The organism is Metasolibacillus meyeri, assembly GCF_003049505.1.
Classification (GTDB): Bacteria; Bacillota; Bacilli; order Bacillales_A; family Planococcaceae; genus Metasolibacillus; species Metasolibacillus meyeri.
The window spans coordinates 13,694-38,503 of sequence record NZ_PYWN01000002.1; the positions used below are offsets into that span (position 1 = coordinate 13,694).

The 24,810-nt window shown below is 38.4% G+C and carries 28 protein-coding genes; all 28 read right to left on the reverse strand.

Annotated features, from left to right (window positions below):
- Nucleotides 1–3: 3 nt before the first annotated feature.
- Nucleotides 4–273, reverse strand: a complete 270-nt coding sequence (gene fliQ / locus C9J34_RS00375; RefSeq protein WP_107837867.1) for a flagellar biosynthesis protein FliQ — start codon at nt 271–273, stop codon at nt 4–6.
- A gap of 13 nt (nt 274–286) precedes the next feature.
- Nucleotides 287–952 (reverse strand): flagellar type III secretion system pore protein FliP, encoded by a 666-nt coding sequence (fliP, locus tag C9J34_RS00380; RefSeq protein WP_107837868.1) that lies wholly within the window; start codon nt 950–952, stop codon nt 287–289.
- Nucleotides 949–1,623 carry a flagellar biosynthetic protein FliO gene (locus C9J34_RS00385; RefSeq protein ID WP_107837869.1) on the reverse strand — a complete coding sequence of 225 codons (675 nt, stop codon included), beginning with the start codon at nt 1,621–1,623 and terminating at the stop codon, nt 949–951. The genes fliP and C9J34_RS00385 overlap by 4 nt, the downstream gene beginning before the upstream one ends.
- Before the next feature lie 4 nt (nt 1,624–1,627).
- Nucleotides 1,628–1,990, reverse strand: a complete 363-nt coding sequence (locus C9J34_RS00390; protein ID WP_107837870.1) for a response regulator — start codon at nt 1,988–1,990, stop codon at nt 1,628–1,630.
- A 21-nt stretch (nt 1,991–2,011) separates the two neighbouring features.
- Nucleotides 2,012–3,256, reverse strand: coding sequence for a flagellar motor switch phosphatase FliY (fliY, locus tag C9J34_RS00395; protein WP_107837871.1), 1,245 nt, complete (start codon nt 3,254–3,256; stop codon nt 2,012–2,014).
- On the reverse strand, nt 3,249–4,244 hold the full coding sequence (gene fliM / locus C9J34_RS00400) for a flagellar motor switch protein FliM (protein WP_107837872.1): 996 nt from the start codon (nt 4,242–4,244) through the stop codon (nt 3,249–3,251). Before fliM ends, fliY begins: the two co-directional genes overlap by 8 nt.
- A 36-nt stretch (nt 4,245–4,280) precedes the next feature.
- Nucleotides 4,281–4,712, reverse strand: a complete 432-nt coding sequence (fliL, locus tag C9J34_RS00405) for a flagellar basal body-associated protein FliL (protein ID WP_107837873.1) — start codon at nt 4,710–4,712, stop codon at nt 4,281–4,283.
- Nucleotides 4,702–4,923, reverse strand: coding sequence for a flagellar FlbD family protein (locus tag C9J34_RS00410; protein ID WP_107837874.1), 222 nt, complete (start codon nt 4,921–4,923; stop codon nt 4,702–4,704). Before C9J34_RS00410 ends, fliL begins: the two co-directional genes overlap by 11 nt.
- A gap of 76 nt (nt 4,924–4,999) precedes the next feature.
- Nucleotides 5,000–5,974, reverse strand: coding sequence for a flagellar hook-basal body complex protein (locus C9J34_RS00415; RefSeq protein WP_107837875.1), 975 nt, complete (start codon nt 5,972–5,974; stop codon nt 5,000–5,002).
- A gap of 97 nt (nt 5,975–6,071) precedes the next feature.
- Nucleotides 6,072–6,437, reverse strand: coding sequence for a TIGR02530 family flagellar biosynthesis protein (locus tag C9J34_RS00420; RefSeq protein ID WP_193768838.1), 366 nt, complete (start codon nt 6,435–6,437; stop codon nt 6,072–6,074).
- Nucleotides 6,438–6,458: 21 nt separating this feature from the next.
- Nucleotides 6,459–7,181, reverse strand: a complete 723-nt coding sequence (gene flgD / locus C9J34_RS00425) for a flagellar hook assembly protein FlgD (RefSeq protein ID WP_107837877.1) — start codon at nt 7,179–7,181, stop codon at nt 6,459–6,461.
- 3 nt (nt 7,182–7,184) lie between these two features.
- Complete coding sequence (locus C9J34_RS00430) at nt 7,185–8,387, reverse strand: flagellar hook-length control protein FliK (RefSeq protein WP_107837878.1); 1,203 nt, start codon at nt 8,385–8,387, stop codon at nt 7,185–7,187.
- 19 nt (nt 8,388–8,406) lie between these two features.
- Nucleotides 8,407–9,075: a MotE family protein gene (locus tag C9J34_RS00435; RefSeq protein ID WP_238600528.1), complete on the reverse strand. Its 669-nt coding sequence runs from the start codon at nt 9,073–9,075 to the stop codon at nt 8,407–8,409.
- Nucleotides 9,014–9,463 (reverse strand): flagellar export protein FliJ, encoded by a 450-nt coding sequence (gene fliJ / locus C9J34_RS00440; protein WP_193768839.1) that lies wholly within the window; start codon nt 9,461–9,463, stop codon nt 9,014–9,016. Before fliJ ends, C9J34_RS00435 begins: the two co-directional genes overlap by 62 nt.
- Nucleotides 9,460–10,788 carry a flagellar protein export ATPase FliI gene (gene fliI, locus C9J34_RS00445; RefSeq protein ID WP_107837881.1) on the reverse strand — a complete coding sequence of 443 codons (1,329 nt, stop codon included), beginning with the start codon at nt 10,786–10,788 and terminating at the stop codon, nt 9,460–9,462. The genes fliJ and fliI overlap by 4 nt, the downstream gene beginning before the upstream one ends.
- A gap of 5 nt (nt 10,789–10,793) precedes the next feature.
- Nucleotides 10,794–11,594 carry a flagellar assembly protein FliH gene (gene fliH, locus C9J34_RS00450; RefSeq protein WP_338016174.1) on the reverse strand — a complete coding sequence of 267 codons (801 nt, stop codon included), beginning with the start codon at nt 11,592–11,594 and terminating at the stop codon, nt 10,794–10,796.
- Nucleotides 11,578–12,591, reverse strand: coding sequence for a flagellar motor switch protein FliG (gene fliG / locus C9J34_RS00455; protein ID WP_107837883.1), 1,014 nt, complete (start codon nt 12,589–12,591; stop codon nt 11,578–11,580). Before fliG ends, fliH begins: the two co-directional genes overlap by 17 nt.
- Nucleotides 12,592–12,605: 14 nt before the next feature.
- Nucleotides 12,606–14,195: a flagellar basal-body MS-ring/collar protein FliF gene (gene fliF / locus C9J34_RS00460; protein WP_107837884.1), complete on the reverse strand. Its 1,590-nt coding sequence runs from the start codon at nt 14,193–14,195 to the stop codon at nt 12,606–12,608.
- Between the two features lie 234 nt (nt 14,196–14,429).
- The gene (gene fliE / locus C9J34_RS00465) at nt 14,430–14,714 is read right to left on the reverse strand and encodes a flagellar hook-basal body complex protein FliE (RefSeq protein WP_411830053.1); all 285 of its coding nucleotides are present in this window, start codon (nt 14,712–14,714) and stop codon (nt 14,430–14,432) included.
- Nucleotides 14,715–14,762: 48 nt separating this feature from the next.
- Nucleotides 14,763–15,224, reverse strand: coding sequence for a flagellar basal body rod protein FlgC (gene flgC, locus C9J34_RS00470; protein WP_107837886.1), 462 nt, complete (start codon nt 15,222–15,224; stop codon nt 14,763–14,765).
- Between the two features lie 2 nt (nt 15,225–15,226).
- Nucleotides 15,227–15,619 carry a flagellar basal body rod protein FlgB gene (gene flgB, locus C9J34_RS00475; RefSeq protein ID WP_107837887.1) on the reverse strand — a complete coding sequence of 131 codons (393 nt, stop codon included), beginning with the start codon at nt 15,617–15,619 and terminating at the stop codon, nt 15,227–15,229.
- 595 nt (nt 15,620–16,214) lie between these two features.
- A complete protein-coding gene (gene codY / locus C9J34_RS00480; RefSeq protein ID WP_107837888.1) occupies nt 16,215–16,994 on the reverse strand; it encodes a GTP-sensing pleiotropic transcriptional regulator CodY in 780 nt (259 codons plus the stop codon).
- 128 nt (nt 16,995–17,122) lie between these two features.
- Nucleotides 17,123–18,511: an ATP-dependent protease ATPase subunit HslU gene (hslU, locus tag C9J34_RS00485; RefSeq protein ID WP_107837889.1), complete on the reverse strand. Its 1,389-nt coding sequence runs from the start codon at nt 18,509–18,511 to the stop codon at nt 17,123–17,125.
- A complete protein-coding gene (hslV, locus tag C9J34_RS00490) occupies nt 18,508–19,050 on the reverse strand; it encodes an ATP-dependent protease subunit HslV (protein ID WP_107837890.1) in 543 nt (180 codons plus the stop codon). Before hslV ends, hslU begins: the two co-directional genes overlap by 4 nt.
- Nucleotides 19,051–19,062: 12 nt before the next feature.
- On the reverse strand, nt 19,063–19,962 hold the full coding sequence (gene xerC / locus C9J34_RS00495; RefSeq protein WP_107837891.1) for a tyrosine recombinase XerC: 900 nt from the start codon (nt 19,960–19,962) through the stop codon (nt 19,063–19,065).
- Between the two features lie 220 nt (nt 19,963–20,182).
- On the reverse strand, nt 20,183–21,496 hold the full coding sequence (gene trmFO / locus C9J34_RS00500) for an FADH(2)-oxidizing methylenetetrahydrofolate--tRNA-(uracil(54)-C(5))-methyltransferase TrmFO (protein WP_107837892.1): 1,314 nt from the start codon (nt 21,494–21,496) through the stop codon (nt 20,183–20,185).
- A gap of 15 nt (nt 21,497–21,511) precedes the next feature.
- Entirely contained in the window at nt 21,512–23,596 is a 2,085-nt protein-coding gene (gene topA / locus C9J34_RS00505) for a type I DNA topoisomerase (protein ID WP_107837893.1), read from the reverse strand.
- A gap of 254 nt (nt 23,597–23,850) precedes the next feature.
- The gene (gene dprA, locus C9J34_RS00510) at nt 23,851–24,747 is read right to left on the reverse strand and encodes a DNA-processing protein DprA (RefSeq protein WP_107837894.1); all 897 of its coding nucleotides are present in this window, start codon (nt 24,745–24,747) and stop codon (nt 23,851–23,853) included.
- Nucleotides 24,748–24,810 lie beyond the last annotated feature (63 nt).

Here is a 24,810-nt window from a genome sequence, read left to right on the forward strand (position 1 = left end):
CATTTATCCTATGAAACGAACTAAATTATTAAAAATATCATGGAAATAATTCGTCACTTGTGAAATCATAAATGGGCCAAAAAAGATAATCGCAATAAATACAGCAACAATTTTTGGCACGAAAGCTAATGTTTGCTCCTGAATAGATGTTGTTGCTTGGAAAATACTTACCATTAACCCTGTTGTTAACGCTATTAATAATAGCGGTCCTGAAGTTATCAAGACAACAAAAATTGCTCGCTCTGCAACCGAAATGACCATTTCTTGTGTCATTATGTATCATCCCCTAAAAACTTTGAAGTAATGATTTCATCACTAAATACCAGCCATCTACTAATACAAATAATAAAATTTTAAATGGCAATGAAACCATAACGGGCGGTAACATCATCATCCCCATCGACATCAAGGTACTCGCTACAATCATATCGATTACTAAAAAGGGTATGAAAATCATAAAGCCCATTTGAAATGCTGTTTTTATTTCACTTAGCGCAAAAGCGGGTACTAACATTGTTAGTGGTATTTCCTCAATTGTTGTTGGTCGCTCCGCTTGATTATATGAAATAAATAATTCTAAATCCTTCTGCCTCGTATGCTTCGCCATAAATTCTTTGAAAGGCACTGCTGCACGATCATACGCTTCCTCAAGCCCGATTTCTTCGTTGAACAACGGTTGTAACGCTTGGTCATTCACTTCCTGGAAGGTAGGTGCCATAACGAAAAACGTTAAAAATAGTGCTAACCCGATAATTACTTGGTTCGGGGGCATCTGTTGTGTTGCCAATGCTGTTCTAGTAAAAGATAAAACGATGACAATACGTGTAAAGGAAGTCATCAAAATTAAAATACTAGGTGCTAATGACAGCACTGTTAATAAAAGAAGTAGTTTGACTGACGTCGAGACATTTGCTGGATCAAAATCAGAGAATGCAGTAATTAATGACATCATTGCTTATCATGCTCCTTTTCTTTCCATTGCTCTAATCCATTACTACGTTCTTTTTTTATTTCTGATAATTTTTTATCAAATATATTGCCAAAGCTTTGTGCTTGTTGCTCCACTTTTTGCTTTTGCTCTGATTTTCCCTTAAAGATTTCTACAATATATGGCACTGTTGACATGGCGGTTTGCTTTTCATCGTAGTGCGATAAAATTTGCTCAATCTCCTCTTCATCAGACAGCTCTTTTAATAACTGAACATCCTCACCAACCCCTATCATATAAAGGCGGTTGCCAACTTGAAGTATTTGAACAGATTTTTGTGCACCGACTGAGATACCACCAACATTACGAACAACACTGTTTTGCTGATAATTCACATTGCGTTTATTTAAAAATTTGAGCACACCGATTAATAAAGCTATTACGAAAATAAATGCAAACAATACTTTAATATAGCTCCATAAACTGAAAGATGCAGATGCCGGAGCACTTTCATCCGTATCGGCATCTGGTTCAGTATTCGTTTCACCCTCATCATCAGCAGATGGAGTCGTTGGTTTTAGATGATCCAAAACAGAGCCATCCATCGTTGCGTTTGCTTCAATTGGTGAGAAAAGGGTAATCAATACAAGCAGCATAACCCAAAAATACGCATGTAATGATTTGTTTTTTAGCATTCTATTAACCTAAAGCTTTTTGGATTGCTTCAATTACACGATCAGCTTGGAACGGCTTTACGATAAAATCTTTTGCACCAGCCTGAATTGCATCAATTACCATTGCTTGTTGCCCCATTGCAGAACACATAATAACAATAGCATTTGCATCTGTTCCTTTAATTGCTTTTAGTGCAGCAATACCGTCCATTTCAGGCATTGTAATATCCATCGTTACTAAGTCTGGACGCAATTCATTGTACTTCTCTACCGCTTGTGCACCGTCTGCTGCTTCGCCTACTACCTCGTAACCATTTTTCGTTAAAATATCTTTAATCATCATACGCATGAAAGCAGCATCGTCAACAATTAAAATCTTTTTAGACATAATCAATTCCTCCAATTTAAACTATCGTAAGTTATTCAAGCGATCAGCTTGACTTAAAATATCTGTAATACGAACACCGAAGTTCTCATCAATAACAACGACTTCACCTTTCGCAATTAAGCGACTATTTACTAAAATATCAACAGGCTCACCCGCTAATTTATCCAACTCGATAATTGAACCACTTGAAAGCTCTAAAATTTCTTTTACTGAACGTTTTGTTCTTCCAAGCTCTACAGTTACTTGTAGTGGAATATCTAGTAGCATATTTAAATTACGCGCTTCTTGCTGCGATAAATTTGCTTGCTCAAAGTTTGCAAATTGCGCTGGTTGTACATTAACCGGTGGCATTTGATATGCAGGTTGCTGATACATTGGTTGTTGGTATACAGGCTGCTCGTACATAGGTTGCTGATACATCGGCTGTTGCTGCATTGGTGGCTGCTGTACCTGCTGTTGCTGTACAGGTGCTTGCTGCTGCATTTGCTGCGCTGCCGGTTCAGAAGCCATCTGTGTAGGCTGTGCTACAGCTTCTACTGCTGTCGATGCTTCTTCATCAGTTTCCCCCATTAATGACTTTACTATTTTTTTGCTGAAATTTAAAGGCAATAATTGCATAATATTTGAATCGATTAATTCACCGATACGTAATCTAAAGGAAACACGTACAAGTAAATCATCATCTGGTATATTGTCTTTGCCTTCATTTTGTGCAATGTTCATTAAATCAATGGAAGGCGGTGAAATATCTACTTTCTGATTAAAGATTGTTGACATCGATGTTGCTGCCGAGCCCATCATTTGGTTCATTGCTTCTTGTACAGCGCTCAATTGAATTTCTCCGAGTTCTGGTTTCGGATTTAAACCATCTCCACCAAGCATTAAATCTGCAATAATAGCAGCATCTGATTGTTTAATAACAAGCAAGTTTATACCTTTTAAACCTATCGTATATTCTACTTGTATTGCAACATATGGATGAGGGAATTCCTCATCTAAATTATTGCGATTAATCATCGAAATGCTTGGTGTAGTAATATCTACTTTTTGTCCAAGTAATGCAGATAGCGCAGTTGCTGAACTACCAAAAGAAATATTACCTACTTCACCTAATGCATCCTGTTCCATTGGACTAAGATGATCTTCTATTCTAACTTCGTCAGTTAATGCTGTTGCAGCATCCTCTGATGTATCATTTTTATTTTCTAAAGTTTCACCTCTTAACAAGGCTTCAATCTCTTCTTGGGAGAGCATTTCATCACTCATCTTCGTCTCCTCCTTCCACAGGGTCTATAATTTGAGCAGCCATCTTTTTCCCTAGCTTACCAGGTTGTATTGTGAATTTCGGTATGTCTCCGACTTTCAATAAGAGTGGCTCATCAATTTTTTGCTCTAATGGTATAACGTCCCCGAGCTGCATTGTTAAGAAATCTTCGACTGAAATTGCCGTATTGCCAAGCTCTGCTATAACCGGTAGTGCTGATTGCTTTATACGAGTTTGTATAAAGTCTGTTTGTGCGGGTGAATTTTGCTTCGTATTAGCCTGCATCCAATAGCGCACAGATAAATTAGGTACGATTGGTTCAAGCACAACGTGAGGTAAACAAATATTAATCATCCCTGTTGTTTCACCAATTACTGTATTTAATGAAATGACGACAACTGTCTCATTTGGTGAAATCATTTGTAAAAATTGCGGATTTACTTCTAATTCAACGAGCATTGGATCAATTTCTACAATGCTTTCCCATGCTTCACGCAAATTATCAAACGAACGCTCAAATAAATTCGTCATAATTTTCGTTTCAATTTCCGTTAAGTTATCTACATTACTATGACTTGAACCTGCTCCCCCCATCAAACGGTCTAACATCGAATAAGCGATGTTTGGATTAATCTCCATTAAAATATTACCATCTAACGGCGGTACTTCAAATACATTTATTAATGTCATATTCGGTATTGAACGAATAAATTCTTCAAAAGGTATTTGGTCAACAGATACAACAGTTATTTGAACATAGGTTCTTAATTGTGCAGAAAATGATGTCGTTAATAATCTAGCAAAGTTTTCATGTATTCGGGTCAAACTTCGGATTTGATCTTTGGAGAAACGAAGTGCACGTTTAAAATCATAAACCTTCACTTTTTTCGTTTCGTCTTCTTTTTTCATATCATCCGCTGACATTTCTCCTGTTGAAATCGCCGATAACAGCGCATCAATCTCAGATTGGGATAATACATCTCCTGCCATTTGCCCACCTCCATTTCAAAAGATGTTTCTCTAACTTTATTGTCCAGTGATGTAGTTCGTTATATATACTTCTCGAACTTCACCATTTTGCATTAATTCATTGATTTTAGATTTCAATGTATTTCTCAAGGTTATTTTTCCTTCTTTACCTTCTAGCTGCTTTAATTCCATATCAGCTAACTCTTGAATCGCAATATTATTTACTTGGAATAGGCGTTTTTCTAATTCCGCAGCTGCTTCTTTACTATCTGTTTGTACTTTTAGCTGTATAATAATATAACGCTTATCCAATAAATTTGTCTTAATTTCTGGCACATCCACCGATGCTTCTACAATCTCATCAATTGTAGGCTCCGTATTTTGCACGCCTTTATTTGCTTGTAAATAAATCACAAAAAATATTGCGCCAACTAAAATAATGGCAATTAAAATAATAATCATAATTGTTAACAGCTTATTACTCTTCATCTTCTTCACCTCGTAGATGCGGATTAGATAATATTTGTATATGTTGATAAAAGGCTCTCACCTTTTGTCGCACCTGCTCTTCACTTTCCAAAACGATTAACTTGCTGCCAGTTGTTAATGTAATCGTCGTATCAGGAAAGGATTCGACGGTCTCTATGTATAATGCATTTAACGTAAATGCTTTGCCATTTAGGCGAGTAAGTTCAATCATTGAATTAGGGCCGGACGAACGAAGTGCCGGCCCGACCCTCCCTTACAATGAATTCAATTAAATAAATAATACTAAATTAACGTTTTAAGTTAACAAGCTCTTGTAAAATTTCATCCGATGTTGTAATAATACGCGTATTTGCCTGGAAACCACGCTGTGCAACAATCATCTCTGTAAATTCTTCAGATAAGTCAACGTTGGACATTTCAAGCGCACTTGATACTGTTTGACCTATACCAAAACTACTACCAGCACCAAACATTGTTGGACCTGAGTTCGCAGATACTTGGAAGTAGTTATTTCCAACTTTCGTTAAGCCTTCTGCATTTGGGAATGTCGCCATCATAATTTGTCCTGCAAATGTTAAAATACCTTCAGCGCTTACATATGTTACTTTCCCATCTTCCTCAATTGACATTTCCTGTGCATCTGCTGGGATATAAATACGTCCACCTTCAACATCTTCTGTTTGTAAGCCGTCAGCATTGTTCCACACTAAATCACCAATAGCTACAGCATCATCACCCTGTAGTGGAGAGTGTCCGATAATCGACTCTTCATTCACCATGCCGTCAGTATCTGGCAACTCACCATCTTGCATCCAACCAATTACGTAATCACCATTGCTATTAACTATGAAGCCTTCTCGATCTCGATAAAAGTTACCAGCACGTGTATAAGCCGTACCTGTAAAGCCGTCGACTAAAGTTTCATCAACATCATCACCTGCCAATTTACCAACTACGAAGAAGCCTTCACCTTGTATTGCGATATCAAGCACACGCCCTGTAAATTGGCGTGAACCTGTGCCATGAATCGTATCAATTGCAGCAATTGTAGCACCTAGGCCAACTTGCTTGGCATTAACACCACCAGCGCCTAATGAAGGACCTGATGCACCCGCTTGCGTTTGTGACATTAAGTCTTTGAAAATTACGCGACCTTTTTTAAAGCCATGTGTATTTACGTTGGCAATGTTGTTACCAATAACGTCTAATTTTGTTTGGAAGTTTTTTAACCCTGAAATACCCGAATACATCGAACGTAACATATTGTTTTGTTCTCCCTTCGCCTTATCAATTTCTTTATTATTTCGATACCACGTCAGTCAGTCAGTGATATCAATAGGCCTCCTTTTAAGGTCCAGCCTATAATATAATTGTACCATCAATATTTGTAAAAATTTGTGCTTTCGCTTCTAGTCGATCCATAGCTGTAATAACCGTTGCATTTTTAGCATTAACGATTAATGCGGCTTGTTCTATTAAGATTAGCGGTTGACGAACACCTTTTTCATGCGCCTCAGACACAATATCCGTTATTTGTTGCCACTCTTCATCAGAAATCGTAATATTTCTTTCTTGCAAACGCTCTATTGCATGCTTACTAACTTTTAATTGCTGTTTGCTAACCGCAACTTGCAATTGCTCCATAAAGGACTCTGTTGTTGCTTGCTTTACTTGCTTTGTTGGTTGGAACGGTGGATGATACGGGATGCGTTGGATTGAATTCATCTGTTTCATCTACACACCACCTTATTCGCCGTCAGGAGACGTATTCGTTTCGTCTGTAGGTTCTTCTGGATTAACAGGCTTATCTTTTGATTCATCTACAATTTCAAACTGATCTTTCGTTAATCTTGTACCATCACTCAACAAATAAATAATAGAGCCATTTTTCATTGTAATGGCTTCAATTAAAGCTTCAATACTTTGCCCGTCTACTTCATAACGAACTGTTTGACCAATTAATTTGCTCGCTTCTGCAAATGGATTACCACTAGCTTCAGCTGACGAGCCACTTCCTGTAATAGAAGAAATATTCCCAGCCGAAATTGTTTTACCATCATCTAGTACAAACTGTGGCTGACCATCAACAAACTTTAATTCAACAATCGTTCCAACACCTTCAGCTGAAATCGGCTTCCCTTTTTCATCTAACTCTTCTGTTAACTCATGCCATTTTACCTCTTTACCAATAAAAGTAGTATAGGACATTAATTGTGTTTGTTGCTGTGATTCTACTAGCACCTCTATTGCTTTTGTCATATTCTGCATCTGTTCTAAAGATGAGAACTGAGCCATTTGAGCTATAAACTCACGATCACTCATCGGATTTGTTGGATCTTGGTTTTGCAATTGGGTAATTAGCAGCTTTAAAAAGGCATCTTTCCCCAATGCACTATTTCCTGTTTCTCTCACAGGCTTTTGATAACTTGATAAATTCAAATCACTTGACAGTTTATTTGTCGTTGTCATCCATTACACCTCCTCATTCAAGAACTCACTAAATGTTTTTTTATCTTCATCATCTTCCTCGTTGTGAGTTTCTTGTTCTTTGCTTTGCTGCTGTTTAAAGAAGTTATTAAAGAAGCTTTGATCACGCATATTGCGCTCTGTATCTTGTAAAGCCTGTGTGACATCAATACGCTCTACTTGGATGTTCTGTGCAGCAAGTCCTGCTTTTAATTGCTGCAAGTTCGAATCAAGTAATTCTTTTCCAGCCACTGTTGTTGCAAGTAGTCGTGCTGTTAACATGCCATCCTTTTGCATAAGCTCAATACGAATAGACCCTAAATTTTCAGGATAAAGTTTTAACATTAATTTCATAGTACCTTGTGTATTAGACATTTGACTACGATTAATTAAATTTTGTATTTCTTTTATTAATGCTTCAGATTGCGCTGGGCGCTCAGCTGGTAACGTTACTGTTACTGTTTTAACTGCTGTTGATGCTTGCTGTGACGTTACTGGCGCTTGCTGTGAGCTGTTGTCCGTCTCTTGTTTCATCACTTGCTGGAACTCCACCAGTTTAGGTGTTGGTTGCGTATTTTGTTGCACTTGTACAGTTTGCTGTAGCTGCACCGCAATTTGCTGGAACGCTTCTTTTACTTGTGTTAGCTGTATCTCTTGCGTGTAAACTGTATCTGTTTTAGCTCCAATCGCTTCCGCTAACTTTAGGACAGCTAGCACTTTTTCAGCCTGTTGCGGTGTTACTTGGTGCTCACCTTGCAACGCACTCATAATTTGTGCTAATAAGTTTGGCGCTTGCTCTAGTAAAGTCCAAACATCCTCAACTTGTGTTTCCTCTCCAAGTAACTGCTCCACAAGTGTTACTAGTTCTTCTTTCTCCATGTTCAAAGCTGCTGCTAAATCTTCCAAATTCATCATGTTTTCAATAGCGATAGCATCTCCATCCACTTCAACAAACAATAGTGCCTCATCGTGAGGGATATCAAGTATTTCTAAAACATCTTTAAGTGAATCAGCAGAAATTAACTCACCCAATGCACTTAAATCTGCTTCAGTTGTAGTAGTTGGTTGTGTAGGCGACTGATTCGTTGTAGCTAAAATTTGGCCAAATACTGAACCAAATTTTTCATTGCTAAGCTGCTCATTCACAGCTGCTGCTTGCTTTGGTGCTGCTACTTTTGGCGCTAGTTGCTGAATCATTGCGACATTCATTTGTTCACCTCCCTTCAAATTATTGTTGCGCTAATAATTCCGTATATCTTGCTGCCTCGGCTGGTGGCATTTTTGCAAAAATAGCCGAAAGGGCGTCTGACTTTAAGTTTGACATAATACGAAGTGCCTGTTCATCATTCAACTCTATTAAAATAGGCGCTGCCTCTTTTGCAGACATCGATGCATAAACAGCTACAATTGCTTGAAATTCCTTTTTTGCAGCTTCTTGATCACGCTGTAATTTTTCAATTTCAAATTGTAATTGCTCTTGCTTTATAAGTAGCTCATTATTCGTTTCATTTGAAGCATCAATTTCTGTTTGTAATTTCTCAATTTGCGCTTCTTTTTCTTGTAATTCTGCTTGTAGCGTAACGATTCTTCCTTCTGTTACCGATGTATTTTCTAACACTTCTTCTTTTTCCGTGTCAAGGAATGGAATTTTTTCCTTCATACTATTTGCAAATTGGAAAACATTCGTATTCGTAAAATACGTCACGATTAATACAATCGTCACTGTAAATAATAGCGGGATAAGAAACAGCATAAAGAATTTTTGAAAAAATCCTGGTTTCTTGTCATCACGCTCTTCCTCATTTATGTTTTCAATCTGTTTTTTCGCCATGACATCACCTGATTTCTCTCTTGTTATACGCAAGCGATGATAGTTCATCCAATTGCTTTGCTTCAATGCGATTCTGCTCTTCTCTAAAAGCATCAAAATCCTTTTCACGCATTTTTTCAAACTTACGTACTTCTAAATTTTTCTCCAATAGCTTTTGTTCATGCCAATTCATTTTTGAACGAGCTTGTACAACTTTTTGTTGTACATCCGCTATTGTCTTCTCCATGCTATCAATAAAATTAGCATAATGACTAATTTCATCAATTGAAGCACCAATTGTTAAGCGCTGCTGCTGGAAATTAATCAAATCTTCTTTTTTCTTCAATAAGTCATATAGCTTTGTCGCAATTTCTTCAAAGGCACGCACAGACTCTTTATAAGCAATTTCAGATTCATTTTTTTCCTGCTCACGCACAACTAGTATTTTTTCGAATCGATATGTGTATTGCATTATGATGATACACCACCATTTGCTAAAGTAATTAATTCATTAACTGCTTGCTCCATTGATATATGGTCCTTGTAGCCCTGCTTTAAAAATGCTGTAATCAACGGTTCATACTGAATTGCTTCATCGATTTCGCGCGATGTTCCTCGCTTATATGCACCAATATTAATTAAATCCTCAGATTTTGCATACGTATAATACAATTCTCGTAAACGCTCTGCCGCCTTTACATGCTCAGGTTCTGTGATGTGGTTCATAAGTCGACTAACACTTTTTAAAACATTGATGGCTGGATATTGCCCTTTATTCGCTAAAGTTCGATCTAAAACGATATGTCCATCCAAAATACCTCGCACAGTATCTGCAATTGGTTCATTCATATCATCCCCATCTACTAATACTGTATAAAAGGCTGTAATAGACCCTTTTAGATTAGTACCTGTACGCTCTAATAAAGAAGGTAAAATCGCAAAGACCGAAGGGGTATAGCCTCTCGTTGCAGGAGGCTCACCAACTGCTAAACCAACTTCACGCTGCGCCATCGCAACACGTGTTACGGAGTCCATCATCAACATAACATTCATACCACGGTCTCGGAAATATTCTGCAATTGCGGTTGCAGTAAATGCCGCTTTGATACGCATTAAAGCAGGCTGATCACTCGTTGCTGCAACAACTATTGAACGACTTAAGCCTTCCGGTCCTAGGTCCCGCTCGATAAACTCTCGAACCTCACGTCCACGCTCACCGACTAATGCAATAACATTTAAATCAGCCTTTGTATTACGTGCAATCATGCCGAGCAATGTACTTTTTCCGACACCTGAACCAGCAAAAATTCCGACACGCTGTCCTGTACCAATCGTCAACATGCCATCAATTGCTTTTACTCCGACTTCCATTCGCTCACTAATCGGCGGACGGGTCATCGGATTAGGCGGCTGACGCTCTGTTTGTACAGTAACAAGCCCTTTCGGTAATGTGTAACCATCATATGGATTGCCCATCGAGTCTAGTATTTTACCAATTAACTCAGGTCCAACTTTTACTTCTAACGGCTTACCTGTCCCTTCAACTAAACAGCCAATTGAAATTTCACGCAATGAGGAAAACGGCATTAAGACAACAATCTCATCCCTGAAACCTACTACTTCAGCTAATATCGTTTGCTGTCCATGCTGCACCGTTTGAACATGTATTTTACATACATCTCCAATCGAGCTTTCTGGACCTCGTGACTCAATCATTAAGCCTACTACTCTCGTGACGCGTCCAAATTTTTTGAATGTGTTGAGATTGGGTATATGTTCAATTAATTGAGCCGTCTTCATCCATATCAGTCCTTGCTTGTTAAAATTTCATTAAGCTTTAAACGCAGTTCATGTAGCTGTTCATCAATTGATATGACAATACGTCCATGATTCGTTTCAATATAGCTTTCGGTATTTTCTAAATCTTCATTTACAAAAATCAATAAGGGAACATCTGGTGGGAACATTTCCGCCAATTCATCACGATTTTTCGTAATTAGTTCATAATATATCGGCGCCACGTATATTTTGATTTCTTTCATTTCACGTGCTTCTTTTAAGCCACGCTTGACGATGGCAGTAAACAGCTCATCATCTCGTTCAAGTGAGACACCTATAATGCGTTCAGCTGCTGTTAAGGCTAATTCCAATACAACAAATTCTTGATCATCGATGTACTTTTGCGCATTTTGCTGTGCCTGCATCATCGTTTCATTAGTCATTGCAAGTGACTGCTCCATCGCTGCATTCGCTTTTTGTATCCCTTCCTCATAGCCAGCAGCAAATCCTTCTTCATGGGCCTGCTGCTCAAGCACGAGTTTCTCTTCCTGCCAAATCTGTTTTAGTTGCTCAATTGCTTGCAACTGTTCATCGCGATATTGTTCCAACTGTCGACGCTCAAATTCAATTTGTCGCCTAGCCTCGGCTAAATATATTTCACGTTCTGCATGAATATTTTCTAACGTCAGATTTTCAAAATCTTCTGTTTGATGATCTCCTTGAAAAGATGTTGGTTGAAAAAAATCTTTAATTTCAATTTTAACACCTTGCTCTGCTTCAGTTGACTGTGCTTGTATAGAGCGAATAATTCTAGACAATGACGTCATCTCCTCCACCACGAGCTATAATAATTTCTCCTGCGTCTTCTAAGCGACGAATAACTGCTACAATACGAGATTGTGCATCCTCTACATCCCGTAAACGTACCGGCCCCATAATTTCCATTTCCTCTTTAAATGTCTCTGCCATACGCTGTGACATATTGCGGAAAATAATATCTTTTACTTCATCAGAAGAAACTTTCATAGATAATAATAAGTCTTCATTTTCGCAATCGCGAATAACGCGTTGAATTGAACGGTTATCAAGCGTAACAATATCTTCGAATACGAACATACGCTTCTTGATTTCCTCTGCCAATTCTGGATCTTGGATTTCGAGTGCATCCAAAATCGTTTTCTCTGTTTGACGATCCACACCACTAAGCACTTCCACAACTGCATCAACGCCACCTGTTTCAGTGTAATCCTGCGTCACAGTAGAAGATAGCTTGCGCTCTAAAACAGACTCAATTTCACTAATGACTTCTGGTGATGTCGAATCCATCATTGCAATACGCTTTGCAATATCTGCCTGAACCTCTTGTGGTAGTGAGGATAAGATGACCCCCGCCTGCCCTGGTTCTAAATAAGATAAAATTAAAGCGATTGTTTGTGGATGCTCATTTTGAATAAAATTGAAAATTTGAGCTGGATCCGCTTTACGTGCAAAATCAAAGGGTCTTACTTGTAGCGATGATGTTAAACGATTTAAAATCGCTTGTGCTTGATCGCTTCCTAATGCCTTTTCTAAAACTGTTTTTGCGTAACCAATACCACCTTGTGTAATGTAGTCTTGCGCTAATGCGATATTGTGAAATTCCTCGATAATTTCTTCTTTCATATGTGATTCAACTTTTTTAACACTTGAAATTTCCAATGTTAAACGTTCTATCTCTTCTTCGCTTAAGTGTTTATATACCGAAGCCGACACTTCTGGTCCTAATGAAATTAATAGTAGGGCAGCTTTTTGCTTTCCTGTTAATTCTTTATCTTTCTTAGACATAGCCAACCCTCCAATTAATCCTCAGCAATCCAGCTACGCAGCAACTTCGCGAAATCGTCTGGTTTTTCTTTTGCCATTTTCTCAAGCTGCTTACGACGCACTGTCGCTTCTGTTTCTTTTTCATCTGCAATATCTTCAACAATAATTTTTTCCTGTTGCTCTTCAATTGCTGATAATTCCTCTTCTTCTTGACGTTTACGTGAACGTAAAATGAAGAATACTAGCAATGCAATTGCCACTAATAACACGCCACCAATTACCCAAACCCACCATGGGATAACAGATGTTTCTGGCTCTGCTACAGCATTATTCCCTAAGAATGGCTGTACCGTTACAAAGATTTTATTTGCAAGCTCTTCATCCGATAAATCACCACCAGCTTCTTTATCGATGGATGTACGAATAACTCGATTTAACATTTCTGTAATATTTGCAACAATTTCCTCTGATGATGCTACCATGTCTTCTGGTAAATCTACGGCTACTACCGCACCAATATCACGAATTTTATAAGGCGCCTCTTGAATGGCTCTATGAATACGATTGACATCATTATTAATTTTCTCTTCTGTTCGCTCATAGTCACCGTTACCTACAGCACCCTCTACATAATCTGTGAAATTATCGGTTACTTGTCCTGCTTCAGGCGTACCAGTAGCTGTGGCTCCAGTACCTGTATACGTTTCTGTAATACGCTGTGCACTGATTGCAATACCTGACATCGTTTCTTCATCAACAGGCTCTACAAGGTTTTCCTGACGGTTTTCCTGTTTAAAATCGATGTCAGAAGTAATAGATACAAGTACATTATTTGGTCCTACTAATGTACCAAGCAGGCTTTGCACTTCTCGCTGTAAATCGCGTTCAAACGCTTTTTTGAATTGCATTTGTCCATCAGGGGTAGCTACAGAGCCATTACCAGATACAGCTGCATCCAAATCATAACGTTCTGCATATTGATTTGCGATTCGAATATTTTCTGGCGTTAAATTTGGCACGCTTTTCTCAACTAAACCATATAACGCTCTGATGTTTTCATCTGTAAATTGCTGTCCAGGGGCTGTGGTTAATATAACTGCCGCTGTCGATTCTCCTTGACCATCAGGTAAAAAGACACCTTGCTTTGGTAAAGTGATTTTTACAGTAGCACCGTTGACACCAGCAACTTGCTTTAGCAAATCTGCAACTTCCGTTTCTAGCGCAGCAAGCTTTAAAACATCGAATTCATTATCTGTCATTCCAAATCCTGCATTCTCAGCAAAAAATGACGTACTTATCCCACCGGACTGCGGAAAACCTTGAGTTGCTAATGATACTTTTAGCGCATCTGCTTGTTTCGCTGGCACTAAAATATTGGTACCGCCTGGTGTGATTTCGTATGTAACGCCGTCAGCTGCTAAAACCTCTTGAATTTTTCCAACTTCAGCTTGTGATAAGCCCGTATACATCGGTACCATTTCTGTTCTTGTTGAAAAATATGTAAGCACACTTGCAAATGCAATAATCGCTATAAGTGCACCAAAGATTGCGCCTTTTTGTTTTTTTGTACGGCTTGACCAAAAATTGGTCGAGTCGGTTTTGATTTTTGTCAGTCGTTCATTCATTATGGATCCTCCGGTAATAGTGAATGCTATAAGCCATTACGCCTCCGCTAACCTTTGTCAAAATTAACCTGTCAAAGGCTTTAGCTTGATTCAGGAGACTTTAAATACCTGTTAAATTAAAAAGTATGCTATTAAGTGCCCATAGAAGTTAGAGCTTTATGTACCTAATGCCTTATATTGCGGCACAAAACAATCTGCTGAATCAAGGTAAATTCGCTTCGTTGTATCAGTTTATTACACACTCATTCGCATAATTTCTTGGTAAGCCTCAACCGCTTTATTGCGAATTTCCATTGTTGCATTTAGCGTAATGCTCGCCTTTTGTGCAGCAATCATTACCTCATGTAAATCCACGTTGCCGCCATTAATTAATTTATTTGTCATTGCGTCTGATTGAATTTGTGCTGTATTCACCTGCGCAATTGCCTCTTTTAGCGTTGCAGCAAAGTTTTGCTGCGCTTCATAAGGTGTTGTAGTTAGCTTATTGGGCTCCTGTAACCCTTGCGTTGGAGTAAGCATCGATATAGAGCTAATCGCCATGTATTCTCACCCTTCCTTCCAAATATATTATTTACCTATTTCTAAAGCTTTCGTTAGCATCGATTTGTTCGCATTAAATACCGTTACGTTCGCTTCATAAGAGCGTGTTGCCGAAATTAAATCAACCATTTCTTTTAACGGGTCTACATTAGCCATTCTTACATAGCCATTTTCATCAGCATCAATATGTGTCGGATCATATACAAGTTTAAATGGTGTTTCGTTATCTTCATTAATGCGCGACACTTTTACGCCATTTCCAACACCATGTTTGGCCGTTTTTCCCATCGCTACATTTAGGAAGTTTGAAAACTGCCCTTCTTTTGCTGTTAAAGTAACTGTTTTTCGACGATATGGCTCCCATTCACCATTTACCTGCCTTGCGCGTGTTGTGTCGACATTTGCCATATTTGAAGAAATAACATCCATACGTAAACGTTGCGCCGTTAAAGCGGAAGCAGTTGTATTCATACTATGAAAAATTGTCATCCTTACTTCCCTCCTTTAATTACTGTATTTAATGTATTCAACTTCCCGTTTACACGGTCAATCAGTGCATTATAGTAGATTGTATTTTCAGCTAATTTTGCTTGCTCTGCATCCATATTTACACCATTTCCATTATGACGAGCTCGTAAATTTGCATAATCAAATACACCTGACTGGAACTGCTCTGCATCAAAATCATAATGTCGAATATCATTTTTATTTGCAGTAATCGTTGATAACTTTGCATTTTCTAGCATACTTTTAAAGCTTACATCTTTCGCCTTATAATTTGGCGTATCGACATTGGCTATATTGTTAGCAATTGTTTTATTTTTTAAGGTCGCATATGAAAGACCATTTTCTAAATTACGAATTGTTCCACCAAATAAATCCATACCATTCACCTCTTTATCATATGTAGGGTATTCGTCACATTTCGATAATAGTTTTAATAGTTTAATTGTAATTAAGTTACTCCATAGTGTCTATTGTCTTTTAGCTTTTTTAGATAGTTAATAAGAACTATTTTGTTCCATTTCATTCTATATATTATTTAATGCTTTAAATGTATTTTATTGGAAAATATCATTTTATTATCATACTTACACGAATATTATCAATAATGAGGTTTTCACCATTATTCATTCTGCAAAAAGTAAACCAATAAACCCATTTTTTACACCAGACTGTTAGGACTATATGAAAAAAAACCTCTTGTGACTATTACAGAAGTTTTTTGATGCTTTTAACATTAAAATCGCGGCAATTAATCTGAATTTTCAAACGAAAACCTTTGCCTAATAATAGCATAAAGTAAATCTTCAAGTTAAGAGGGGTTTTCTTATCCCTTTAAATTGTTAAGGCTAATAACCTCACATCCTATGAAAATGTTTGTATGACCAACATCCCATTGGTTAAAAATCAGCTTTATATAGACTGTCCATCTGCCTTCGTAAAAAAACAGTGGGGTGTAAAATACCCCACTGTTTTTTACTTCATTTTAATTTCAGCTAATGCTAATAGGAATTTATCATTAAGTACTTTAATATAAGTGCCTTTCATACCTAAAGAACGGGATTCGATTACGCCCGCAGACTCTAATTTACGTAATGCATTTACAATAACTGAACGCGTAATACCTACACGATCTGCAATTTTTGAAGCCACAAGTAATCCTTCATGACCATCTAATTCCTCAAAAATATGCTCAATTGCTTCAAGCTCAGAGTACGATAATGAATTAATTGCCATTTGTACAACTGCTTTTGAACGAGCCTCTTCTTCAATTGCCTCCGCTTTTTCGCGTAAAATCTCCATACCAACTACAGTCGCGCCATACTCAGCTAAAATCAAGTCATCATCACTAAACTGATCGTTTATACGTGCAAGGATCAACGTTCCTAAACGCTCACCACCGCCAATAATCGGAACAATTGTCGTTAAGCCAGATGCAAATAAATCTTTATTTTCAACTGGGAATGCTGTGTGTTCATTGTTTATATCTAAGTTTGGAGATGTTTCTGTAATGTTAAATAAGTTTTGTGTATACTCTTCTGGAAATTGACGCTCTGCAAACATTTTCTTAACGCGCTCATTTTCGATTTGTTGGTGAATTGATAAGCCTAAAAGCTTACCTTTACGACTAACGATGAAGACGTTAGAGTCAATAATATCGCCTAATGTATCCGCCATCTCTTTAAAATTTACCGGCTTTCCAGCAGTGGCTTGAAGCATTGCATTAATCTTTCTTGTTTTTGATAATAAATTCATTTTCTATAGTCCTCCTAAGGCTATTTCTATATTTACGTAATATTCTAAAGGTTTTTATAATTTATAGCAATTATCTATGTTTTTTAATATTGTAAAGATAAATACATTTTGTACAAAAATGACATGAGCTATAAGATAAATTGTGATAAATCTTTATTTTTCACAATATTCCCTAATTTCTGTTCCACATAGACAGGGGTAATTTCAATATGTGCTGGTGCAATTTCAGAAGCTTCAAAAGATAGCTCCTCTAGCAAGCGCTCTAAAATCGTATGCAAGCGCCTTGCGCCAATATTATCCGTCTCTTGGTTTACTTCCGTTGCAATTTCGGCAATGTAATCAATTGCTTCATCTGAAAATTCAATCGTTACATTTTCCGTTTCTAAAAGTGCCTGATATTGCAAAATAAGCGATTGGTCAGGCTCTTGTAAAATACGTACAAAATCTTCCTTTGTTAGCTTTTCCAGCTCTACACGAATTGGAAAACGCCCTTGCAATTCTGGAATTAAGTCGCTCGGCTTCGACATATGGAAAGCACCTGCTGCAACAAATAACATATAATCCGTTTTAACAGGTCCGTATTTTGTCGTTACAGTAGAGCCTTCAACAATTGGTAAAATATCTCGTTGTACGCCTTCACGCGAAACATTTGCAGAGGAGCCGCTATCTTTGCTGGCAATTTTATCAATTTCATCGATGAAAATTATGCCTGTTTGTTCAGCACGATAGATTGCTTCTGCTGTTAATTCATCTGTATCGATTAATTTATTTGCCTCTTCTAATGCTAAAATACGACGCGCATCCTTCACTTGCACTTTGCGCTTTTTCGTCTTTTTAGGCATTAAATTTGCCAGCATATCTTGCATACCGCTCATTTGCATTTCCATTCCTGGCATATCCATTAACGGTGCTGCCTGCTCTGTTACTTCGATTGTTACCCACTGACTTTCAAGCTTACCTGCTGCTAAATCAGCTGCAATTTGGCTACGATGAGAGCGCACTTCTGCTTCTTCTGCTGGATTGTCCTGCTCAGCTTGTTCCTGTTTTTGCCCGAAAAACATTTCGAGTGGATTTTGCTGCATTTTCGCTTTCTTTTTTGAGGGTGCAAGTAATTTCACGATCGCTTGATTTGCTAGCTTTTCCGCTTCATCTTGCACCATCGCTAGCATTTCCTCTTTCACAAGACGCAATGAAGCCTCCACTAAATCTCGCACCATTGATTCTACATCTCGCCCAACATAGCCTACTTCTGTAAACTTTGTCGCTTCCACTTTAATGAATGGCGCCTTCGTCAATTTGGCAATACGTCTTGCGATTTCCGTTTTACCAACACCAGTTGGTCCAATCATTAAAATGTTTTTGGGAATAATTTCGTTTTTCATTTCATCATTCAATAAAGAACGGCGATAGCGATTACGGAGTGCAATGGCTACTGCACGTTTCGCATCATTTTGCCCAACAATGTGACGATTTAAATGCTCTGTAATTTGTCTTGGCGTTAAATTAGTCGTCATTATAGCGCCTCCACGATAATATTATGATTTGTAAATACACAAATATCAGCTGCTGTCGTTAACGCTGCTTCCGCTATTTGCTGTGCGGTTAAATGCTCACCTGCGTGCTTTTTCAAAGCGCGCCCAGCAGATAACGCATAGTTGCCACCTGAACCAATTGCTAAAATACCATCATCTGGCTCGATGACTTCACCTGTCCCAGATACAAGAAGTAAAGTTGATTGATCCATCACTAGTAGCATTGCCTCTAATTGACGCAACATTTTATCGCCGCGCCACTGCTTTGCTACTTCTACCGCCGCACGCTGCAAATTGCCATTATACTCGTTTAGCTTTCCTTCAAACATCTCAAACAACGTAAAGGCATCTGCCACTGAGCCAGCAAAGCCAGCTAATACCTTGCCATTAAACAGACGTCTGACCTTTCTTGCTGTATGCTTCATCACAACAGCATTTCCTAGAGTAACTTGACCATCTCCAGCCATTGCACAACCACCATTGTGATGTACGGCAAAAATCGTTGTTGCATGTATTTGCCCCATAAAGATTCCTCCTTAAGCTCTTGGATGTGTATTCATATACGTTTTGCGCAAATGCTCCTTCGTCACATGTGTATACACTTGCGTCGAGGAAAGATGTGCGTGTCCTAATAACTCCTGCACCGTACGCATATCTGCGCCATTATTTAATAAATGTGTGGCAAATGAATGTCTAAGCATATGTGGATAAAGTTTTGTATGCAAGCTTGCTTTCTTCACCATCTCACTTAATATGTGACGTACACCACGAGGGGTAAGTTCTCCACCTCTCATATTGACAAAAAGATGCGCATGATTCGCATTTTTCATTATATGTGGTCGCGCCTCTTCAATATAGGTTTGTAGCGCTACATGTGCATACTCACCAAACGGTACAATACGCTCCTTACGCCCTTTCCCCATTACACGTAATATTGAATAATGAAAATCAATATGCGTTAGTTCTAATGCTGTACATTCACTGACTCGAATACCTGTTGCATAAAGCAGCTCAAGTAAAGCAATATTGCGAAGTGACTGAAAGTCTTGACCTTGATTCGCTTCAAATAATTGCGTTAGCTCCTCCTCATAAAAAAAGTTTGGAAGCCGTTCCTCTTTTTTCGGATGATACAATGATCGAAAAGATGAGTCGTCCAAATTAAATTCTCTATGTAAAAAGCGGAAAAATGAGCGGATTGCTGATATTTTTCTAGAAATAGATGCTCTAGCTTTTTTCTCCTCATAGAGCTTTGTCACATACAATCTTGCATGAATATATTCAACAACTTGTAAATCCTCAATGCCTTCCGTCTGTAAAAACGCCAAAAAATGCTGAATATCCGTTTCGTATTCTCGCACTGTGTGCACAGAAAAGTTTTTTTCAATTTGCACATAACGAATAAATTGATGCAGCAATTCATTTTGTTGATTTAACATAGCGTAGCCTCCTTGAGCGGAGTAAGTTAATTACATACTGACACTATACCGTAACAAATAAATTAGCAAGTAAAATGTGCATGAATTTTAAAAAATCAATCGATTTTGTCAATTGCATGACAAACCTTTTGATTGATTGTTTTTGTCTACTTGAATGACGTTTACATTTCATATGAGATAAAGCCCTTCAAATTATACAATTCAAAGGGCTTTTTCGCAATTAAATTGTTCTTGAATTCACAAAATTACGAATTGTTTCTAATGCTCGATTCGCATGGCGCTCTGCGCGTTCTGCTTTTGATTTAATACGTTCACCTAATTCTGGGAACAGGCCGAAGTTGACATTCATCGGTTGGAAGTTTTTCGAAGCCGCTTCTGTAATGTAACGTGCCATTGAGCCAAGTGCCGTTTCCTCAGGGAAATATAATAGCTCCTCACCTTTCGCTAAGCGTGCCGCATTAATACCTGCAATTAAACCACTTCCAGCTGATTCAACATAGCCTTCTACACCTGTCATTTGACCCGCAAAGAAAATATTGGGCTGTGCTTTTAATTGATACGTTTTTGTTAGCACTTTTGGTGAATTGATAAATGTGTTACGATGCATCACACCATAGCGTACAATTTCCACATTTTCTAAGCCTGGGATTAGCTGCAATACTTCCTTTTGTGGCCCCCATTTCAAATGTGTTTGGAAACCAACAATATTGTATAAAGTACCTGCCGCATCATCTTGACGTAATTGAACAACTGCATATGGGCGCTTATCAGTTCTTGGGTCTTCTAATCCAACTGGTTTCATCGGTCCAAATAGCATTGTTTTTTCACCACGTGCCGCCATTACTTCAATTGGCATACAGCCTTCGAAATAAATTTCCTTTTCGAATTCCTTTAGCGGTACTACTTCCGCCTCGATCAACGCTTGACGGAAGCGGTCAAACTCTTCCTTTGTCATCGGACAATTTAAATAAGCTGCTTCCCCTTTGTCATAGCGTGATTTTAAATATACTTTGTCCATATCAATTGAATCTTTTTCAATGATTGGCGCTGCCGCATCATAGAAGTATAAATAATCTTCACCTGTTAAAGCTTGAATTTTTTCCGCCAATGCTTGTGATGTTAAAGGGCCTGTCGCAATGACCGTAATGCCTTCTGGAATTTCAGTAACTTCCTCATGAATTACTTCTACTAACGGATGATTTTTCACTGCTTCCGTTACATAGCCTGCAAATTCATGACGGTCTACAGCTAATGCTCCCCCTGCTGGTACAGAACAATTATCTGCCGCTTTCATAATGACCGAATCGAGCATGCGCATTTCCTCTTTAATCACGCCTACCGCATTTGTTAACGTATTAGCACGCAACGAGTTTGAACATACAAGCTCCGCAAATTTATCCGTATGGTGAGCAGGTGTTTGCTTTACTGGACGCATTTCATAAAGACGAACTTTGATACCGCGCTGCGCAATTTGCCATGCCGCTTCACTACCAGCTAGTCCTGCACCAATAACGTTTACTATTTTCTCTGACATATACTTACCAACTTTCTATTGTGATGGTGTTTCCTCATAATCACAATCCGTATTCGTACACTGAATTTGTACACCCTTTTTCAGTTTCTTTTCAATTAACAATGAGCTACATTTTGGACATGGTCGATTAATTGGCTTATCCCATGAAACGAATTCGCATTCCGGGTAACGGTTACAGCCGTAAAACAACCTTTTTGTTTTACTTTTACGCTCAACAATCTCCCCTTCTTTACATGTAGGACATTGCACCCCAATCGGCTTGACAATTGCCTTCGTATTGCGGCAATCTGGGAAATTGGAGCATGCCATAAACTTGCCGTAACGCCCCAGTTTAAATACCATTGGCGCACCACATTTTTCACAGTCTTCTCCAGCAGGCTCATCTTTGATTTCGATTTTCTCCATCGCTTCATCTGCATACTCAACACGCTTTTCAAAGTCCTTATAAAAAGCATCGATGACTTGTACCCAATTTGTCATACCCTCTTCTACACCGTCAAGATCTTGCTCCATTTTCGCCGTAAATTCGATGTTCAATATTTCAGGGAAGAATTCAAATACAAGCTGATGTACGATTCCTCCTAACTCAGTAGGTACAAAACGTTTCGCATCAAGCTGTACATAGCCGCGCTTTTGGATTGTATCTAACGTAGGTGCATACGTGGAAGGTCGACCGATACCTAGCTCTTCTAACGTTTTTACTAAACGAGCCTCTGAGTAACGAGGGGGTGGTTGCGTAAAATGTTGCTTTGGTTCAATTTCTAACGTTTTTACTTTATCACCAATTTCCATCTCTGGTAAAAGCTTTGTCGTTTCTTCCGTTTGATCATCTGTACCTTCTATATACAGTTTCATAAAGCCAGGGAATTTCACATGTGAACCGTTTGCTCGGAATTTCACATTTTCATTTAATAAATCAACAGAAACCGTATCTAAAATAGCCGGTGCCATTTGGCTCGCGATAAATCGCTCCCAAATAAGTCGATATAGACGTAACTGATCTCGGCTTAACACCGCCTTTAAATCCTCCGGTGTGCGCATTGTACTTGTCGGACGAATTGCTTCGTGCGCATCCTGTGCATTCGATTGCTTTTTCGTTTGCTTCGGCTCTGTCGCAATATAGTCTTTTCCGTATTTCGTATCTATATATTGCATCGCCTCGGCCTTTGCCGTTTCTGAGATACGTGTTGAATCTGTACGCATATATGTGATTAAACCAACAGTGCCTTCTTTTTTCCCAATGTCAATACCTTCATATAGCTGCTGTGCAAGCATCATTGTTTTCTTTGCACGGAAATTCAACTTACGTGCCGCCTCTTGTTGTAATGAGGAAGTAGTAAAGGCAGGTGCTGCATTGCGCTTGCGTTCCTTTTTAATGACATCTGTTACGCTAAAATGATCACCTTTGATGTTTTTTAATATCGCCTTCACTTGCTCTTCATTTGTCAGCTTAATCTTCTCTGCTCCATCACCGTAATAAAGCGCATCAAATTGCTTTTTGTTTTTTTCAAATAATCCTTCAACCGTCCAATATTCCTCTGGGACAAAGTGGGTAATCTCATTTTCTCGATCAATAATTAAACGCAGTGCAACAGATTGCACACGTCCAGCAGATAAGCCTTTTTTCACTTTTTTCCATAAAATTGGGCTAATATTGTAACCAACAAGGCGATCTAAAATACGTCTTGCTTGTTGTGCATCTACTAAATCTAAATTAATCGGGCGCGGATGTTTGAAGGATTCTAAAATTGCATCTTTCGTAATTTCATTAAAAACAACGCGACAATCTGACTCAATATCAATATTTAAAGCTGTTGCTAAATGCCACGCAATCGCTTCACCTTCGCGATCGGGGTCAGCTGCGAGATAAATTTTCTTCACTTTTTTTGCTGCCGTTTTTAATTCCTGCAAAACAGGACCTTTACCACGTATGGTAATATACTTAGGCTCATAGTTATTTTCGGTATCAATGCCCATTTGGCTGCGCGGTAAATCACGCACATGTCCTATAGAAGCCTTTACTTTATATTTTTTACCTAAGTATCGTTCAATTGTTTTTGCCTTTGCAGGCGATTCCACTATTACTAAATAATCTGCCATTCATTTCTTTCCCCCTTAGAGAGGTTACTTATTTTATAGTTAATACGCCATGGTATTTCCATTCCCTTTTAATTGGCGTAATTGATTATTGCTTTGTGAATAAAGCCCTGATGGATAACACGGATTTAATTGGGCTTAACGGAAAGCCCTGGATATGGGTTAGCCAAAGCTTAATTGATTCCACAATTTTTGTGAAATACAAAGCATACCTGTTGCAAAATGTATAACAGATTGACAGAGAATGCAACTTTTTTTCAATATTTCATTTGAAACATTTGCAACTCTTCAACAATTTGTTGCCCATTCCATACAGGAATTGCGCCTTCTTTTAATAAATTATTCGTTCCTTTCGATTGCTCTGAATGAATCGGTCCTGGTACCACAAAAACATCTTTACCATGCTCTAATGCGTGATCTGTTGTAATAAGGGTACCACTTTTCATAGCGGCTTCCGTTACGACTAAAGCACAGCTTAAGCCACTAATAATTCGATTACGCATCGGAAAATGCCATTTCTTCGGACCCATATATGGTGGATATTCTGTCAGTAATAAATGCTCCTCAGCAATTTTAGCAGTGAGCTGTTTATTTTCCTTTGGATAGATATGCGCAAAACCATGTCCAACAACCGCAATCGTCTGACCGCCTAACTCAATCGTCATACGATGTGCTAGCGTGTCTGCGCCTTTTGCCAGCCCACTCACAATGACATATTGCTCAGCAATTAAAGGCGGCAATATGGATTGTAAAGCAATTGTAGAATAATTTGTCGCATTGCGCGAGCCAATACAAGCGATTTTTCGTATTTGCTGCAATAAATCAAGTCGCCCTCTCGCATAAATGACTGTAGGAGCGTCGTGAAGCTGCAATAAGCTTTTCGGGTAGTGTTCACTCAGAAAAGGTATCGCATGTATACTACACTGCTCATAATACGCCTTAAACGACGTTTTTACTGCCTTGTTATAATTTATTTGTAATGTTTGAGCGGTTTGTAGTTGAATTTGAAGTATTTTTGCAAGCTCTTTTGCTGAAATAAGTGGTAATTGTTGCAATGTTTCTATTTCATATAATAGGCGCTGAAGTTTATTTAACGGTAGAGGATAAACATAGTGTAACGCTAATAATTGCTGTATTTCTTCTTGACTTTGCATGTCGTCACTCCTTAGTGAAAGTAGTATGACCACATAGCAATATTTTCTGCGATGAGTAACCGC

What these genes read in the sequence shown, in the direction of transcription:
- fliQ (WP_107837867.1), bottom strand. Translation starts at nt 273, where the DNA reads ATGACACAAGAAATGGTCATTTCGGTTGCAGAGCGAGCAATTTTTGTT.
- fliP (WP_107837868.1), bottom strand. Translation starts at nt 952, where the DNA reads ATGATGTCATTAATTACTGCATTCTCTGATTTTGATCCAGCAAATGTC.
- C9J34_RS00385 (WP_107837869.1), bottom strand. Translation starts at nt 1,623, where the DNA reads ATGCTAAAAAACAAATCATTACATGCGTATTTTTGGGTTATGCTGCTT.
- C9J34_RS00390 (WP_107837870.1), bottom strand. Translation starts at nt 1,990, where the DNA reads ATGTCTAAAAAGATTTTAATTGTTGACGATGCTGCTTTCATGCGTATG.
- fliY (WP_107837871.1), bottom strand. Translation starts at nt 3,256, where the DNA reads ATGAGTGATGAAATGCTCTCCCAAGAAGAGATTGAAGCCTTGTTAAGA.
- fliM (WP_107837872.1), bottom strand. Translation starts at nt 4,244, where the DNA reads ATGGCAGGAGATGTATTATCCCAATCTGAGATTGATGCGCTGTTATCG.
- fliL (WP_107837873.1), bottom strand. Translation starts at nt 4,712, where the DNA reads ATGAAGAGTAATAAGCTGTTAACAATTATGATTATTATTTTAATTGCC.
- C9J34_RS00410 (WP_107837874.1), bottom strand. Translation starts at nt 4,923, where the DNA reads ATGATTGAACTTACTCGCCTAAATGGCAAAGCATTTACGTTAAATGCA.
- C9J34_RS00415 (WP_107837875.1), bottom strand. Translation starts at nt 5,974, where the DNA reads ATGTTACGTTCGATGTATTCGGGTATTTCAGGGTTAAAAAACTTCCAA.
- C9J34_RS00420 (WP_193768838.1), bottom strand. Translation starts at nt 6,437, where the DNA reads ATGAATTCAATCCAACGCATCCCGTATCATCCACCGTTCCAACCAACA.
- flgD (WP_107837877.1), bottom strand. Translation starts at nt 7,181, where the DNA reads ATGACAACGACAAATAAACTGTCAAGTGATTTGAATTTATCAAGTTAT.
- C9J34_RS00430 (WP_107837878.1), bottom strand. Translation starts at nt 8,387, where the DNA reads ATGAATGTCGCAATGATTCAGCAACTAGCGCCAAAAGTAGCAGCACCA.
- fliI (WP_107837881.1), bottom strand. Translation starts at nt 10,788, where the DNA reads ATGAAGACGGCTCAATTAATTGAACATATACCCAATCTCAACACATTC.
- fliH (WP_338016174.1), bottom strand. Translation starts at nt 11,594, where the DNA reads ATGACGTCATTGTCTAGAATTATTCGCTCTATACAAGCACAGTCAACT.
- fliG (WP_107837883.1), bottom strand. Translation starts at nt 12,591, where the DNA reads ATGTCTAAGAAAGATAAAGAATTAACAGGAAAGCAAAAAGCTGCCCTA.
- fliF (WP_107837884.1), bottom strand. Translation starts at nt 14,195, where the DNA reads ATGAATGAACGACTGACAAAAATCAAAACCGACTCGACCAATTTTTGG.
- fliE (WP_411830053.1), bottom strand. Translation starts at nt 14,714, where the DNA reads ATGCTTACTCCAACGCAAGGGTTACAGGAGCCCAATAAGCTAACTACA.
- flgC (WP_107837886.1), bottom strand. Translation starts at nt 15,224, where the DNA reads ATGACAATTTTTCATAGTATGAATACAACTGCTTCCGCTTTAACGGCG.
- flgB (WP_107837887.1), bottom strand. Translation starts at nt 15,619, where the DNA reads ATGGATTTATTTGGTGGAACAATTCGTAATTTAGAAAATGGTCTTTCA.
- codY (WP_107837888.1), bottom strand. Translation starts at nt 16,994, where the DNA reads ATGAATTTATTATCAAAAACAAGAAAGATTAATGCAATGCTTCAAGCC.
- hslV (WP_107837890.1), bottom strand. Translation starts at nt 19,050, where the DNA reads ATGGGGCAAATACATGCAACAACGATTTTTGCCGTACATCACAATGGT.
- xerC (WP_107837891.1), bottom strand. Translation starts at nt 19,962, where the DNA reads ATGTTAAATCAACAAAATGAATTGCTGCATCAATTTATTCGTTATGTG.
- trmFO (WP_107837892.1), bottom strand. Translation starts at nt 21,496, where the DNA reads ATGTCAGAGAAAATAGTAAACGTTATTGGTGCAGGACTAGCTGGTAGT.
- topA (WP_107837893.1), bottom strand. Translation starts at nt 23,596, where the DNA reads ATGGCAGATTATTTAGTAATAGTGGAATCGCCTGCAAAGGCAAAAACA.
- dprA (WP_107837894.1), bottom strand. Translation starts at nt 24,747, where the DNA reads ATGCAAAGTCAAGAAGAAATACAGCAATTATTAGCGTTACACTATGTT.